The organism is Dietzia sp. SYD-A1 (assembly GCF_015356725.1).
Lineage (GTDB): Bacteria > Actinomycetota > Actinomycetes > Mycobacteriales > Mycobacteriaceae > Dietzia.
Genome location: NZ_JADDKI010000585.1, coordinates 1 through 2173, shown reverse-complemented (window position 1 = coordinate 2173; position 2173 = coordinate 1). Strand labels below are relative to the sequence as shown.

The following is a 2173-nucleotide window of genomic DNA, read 5'->3' as shown; positions in this document are numbered from 1 at the left end:
GGTCCGACGAGCGCGGCGCCGGTTCGCGCCGGCCGGCCTTCGCCCGGTTGGATCCCCAGGCGCGGGCGCGTGATCACCTGGTCGCGGCGTGTCAACTCACGTGTTGGCATGCCGCGCGGTTGGTGACGGCCGGGACGCAGATCCACCGGCGGCTGCCCCGTCTGCGGTCGACGGTCGACCGCGGGCTGATGCCTGAACAGTTGGCGATCGATATCGCGTGCCGCCTGGCAGAGGTTCCCGACGCGATCGTGTCGGACGTGGAGGACGAGGTGGTCGCGCGCTTTGTTGACGATCTCGACGGCGGCGACCGGCCGAGTCGCCTCGCGGTGGACTCGGCGATCGATGATGCCGTGGAGCGACACGACCCGGCTGCCGCGGAGGATGCCGCCGACGCTGCGGCCGCGACCCGCTCCGTCCGCTTCCGCGGCGCGCGTAACGGCATGGCCACGATGTGGGCCAGGCTCACCGCCGCCGATGCCGAGCTTCTTCGGCGGCGTATCGAGACCGATGCCTCGGTCGCCTCCGCGGACGGGCTGGATCGTCCCATGGACCAGCTCCGCGCCGACGCGCTCGCCGCGCTCGCCGTCTACGAGGCTGAGGCCGGCCCGTCCGCGACCGACCCCGACGCCGCCGCTGCCCCCACTGCCACCGCCGCCACCGCGTCCGAGCATGAGGGCAGAGACCTCGGTGACATAGATCTCGACGACATCGAACTCGGCGACGTCAGGGTGGGGACGGACCTGCCCCGGCCCACACTGGGCAACGCCGCGCGGGCGGGTCAGCCGATCCGCATCAGCGTGATCGCCTCCGCGGTCCGGGGCCTGCCCAACCGCGTCGAGTTCGTTCACGGCGCCTACAGCAGTTTCGAGTGGCTCTGCACGGAGTTGCTTGAGGGGGACGATGCGAGCGTGCGGTTCGAGCTCATCGACCCCGCCCCGGGCGCGCTCGACTCCCCCGATCACGCCCTGCGCTACGTGATCACCCCGGCGATGGCCGAGCGGATCCGTCTGCGCGACGGGACGTGCCGACACCCAGGGTGCTCGGTCTCTGCCAAGCATTGCGATGTGGACCACGTCATCGCGTTCAACACCAAGGACCCTGAACTCGGCGGGCCGACCGCCGAGTGGAACCTCGTCTGCCTGTGCCGGAAACACCACCGGGAGAAGACGTTCGGGACCAACGCCTACCGGACCGGGCCATTGGGTGAACTCGTCATCCTCACCGACACCGGTCACGAACACCGCACCAGACCCAAGGGCCCCCTGGCCCGTGCCCGTGACGCCATCCGGGAACGAGAGTGGAGCGCCTTTGTGGATCGGACCATCGCCGACGACGGCACGCTCGTCAACCCGCCAGGCCGTCCCGGGAACGGCTCCCGCAGACGACCGGCCTGACCGCCTCAGCAGTCGCCGACGCCCACCCACTCGGAGACGCCGTCGGTGAAGCGCTGCCGCTTCCAGATGGGCACACCCCGCTTGAGCCGTTCGATGAGCTCCGAGCACGCGGCAAAGGCCTCGCCCCGGTGCGGCGCCACCGCAACCACCACCACCGCGACCTCGCCGACAGCCAACACGCCGACCCGGTGCACCGCGCCGATGCGGACGCTGCGGCGTGGGTCGAGCGGCCCGCCCTTCTCCAGCTCGGGCGAGGTGTGTTCGGTGGCGACCTCGTCGCAGAGCCGTGTCAGGACATCCTGCGCCGTCGGGTGGGCCGAGTACTCGATGTCGAGCACGTCGCGTCCGTGATCGTGGTCGCGCACCACGCCGGAGAACGTCACCACGGCCCCGTCGGCGGTGCTCCAGACCGCCCTCTCGACCTCCCTGGGGTCGATCGCGTCCTCGGTGATCTGCACGAGTGGACTGTGAACGGTCATGGTCGGTGCCTCCTCGCGGTGCGGTGCGGTGCGGTCCCGGGCCGGCGCGGCGGTCAGTGTCCGCCGCCGTCGGCGTGCACGGCGAGCAGGTGGTCGAGCAGTTCGTCGAGGACCGCCAGCCCGTCACGCACCCCGCCCGGCGAACCCGGGAGGTTCACCACCAGGGTACGTCCGGCGAAGCCGGCCAGGCCGCGGCTCATGGCGGCGGTGGGGGTCGAGACAAGACCGCGGGCCCGGATCGCCTCGGCGACGCCCGGGAGCTCGAGGTCCAGGTGCGGCGCGGTCGCCTCGGGGGTGCGG

General features: G+C 71.7%; 3 protein-coding genes. 1 reads left to right on the top strand and 2 read right to left on the bottom strand.

What is annotated here, in order from left to right:
• The coding region (locus IY392_RS17320) for an HNH endonuclease signature motif containing protein (RefSeq protein WP_228549576.1) at window positions 1-1394 on the top strand (1394 nt) is incomplete at its 5' end.
• Window positions 1395-1399: 5 nt separating this feature from the next.
• On the opposite strand, the gene IY392_RS17315 is transcribed toward IY392_RS17320, so the two are convergent.
• Complete coding sequence (locus tag IY392_RS17315; RefSeq protein WP_182612235.1) at window positions 1400-1873, bottom strand: molybdenum cofactor biosynthesis protein MoaE; 474 nt, start codon at window positions 1871-1873, stop codon at window positions 1400-1402.
• 53 nt (window positions 1874-1926) lie between these two features.
• Window positions 1927-2173, bottom strand: a 247-nt coding sequence (locus tag IY392_RS17310) for a molybdopterin-binding protein (RefSeq protein WP_255542131.1), incomplete at its 5' end; no start/stop codon positions are given.